This is a genomic window from Aquabacterium sp. A08 (genome assembly GCF_011742065.1).
Genome location: NZ_JAAQQT010000115.1, coordinates 1 through 626 on the forward strand (window position 1 = coordinate 1; position 626 = coordinate 626).

At 63.7% G+C, this 626-nt stretch carries 1 protein-coding gene; it reads left to right on the forward strand.

Annotated elements, in window-relative coordinates; all coding sequences use genetic code 11:
- Positions 1-626: flagellar basal body FlgE domain-containing protein (locus HA630_RS00655; RefSeq protein ID WP_305792598.1), on the forward strand; the 626-nt coding region annotated here is incomplete at both ends.

Consider the following 626-nt stretch of genomic DNA (forward strand, 5'->3'; position numbering starts at 1 on the left):
AGCAACGGCAAGGAAACGAAAGACCTGCGCTTGCCCACGGGGGCGCCGATCGACCCACGGGCCACCACCAACATCAACATCACCGCCAACCTGGATGCGCGTGCCGAGGCCCTCGGTCCGTTGACCATCACGAGCCCTACGGGGCCAAACGCCCTGAGCTCTGCGGCCAAAGAGTACGGCACGGCGGTGAACGTGTACGACGCGCAGGGCAGCGCCATCCCGGTGCAACTGTATTTTGTCAAGAACGCGCCCAGGGCGGACGACCCGGCCACGGCCGGTGTCGACGAAACCATCCCCGACAACAGCTGGGAGGTTTACGCCAGCCTGGATGGTGGTCAAACCGTGATTCCCCGAGCGCCCGGATCCACCGAGTACAGTTTGGGCCGGTTGCAGTTCGACGGGGCCGGAAAACTCACCAACGTCCCCAGCCTGAACCTGCAGATCGTCGCCACCACGCCTGGCGTGACGGCGGACAACACCCCCAGTGCGCCCATCAATGCGCCGATCACCTTTGAGGTGGATGGCAAACCCACCATCACCCAGTTTGGGGGCAAGTTCGGGGTGTACGACTTGACCCAGAACGGCTACGCGAAAGGCGATCTGACGTCGATCGACATCGGCGAGAG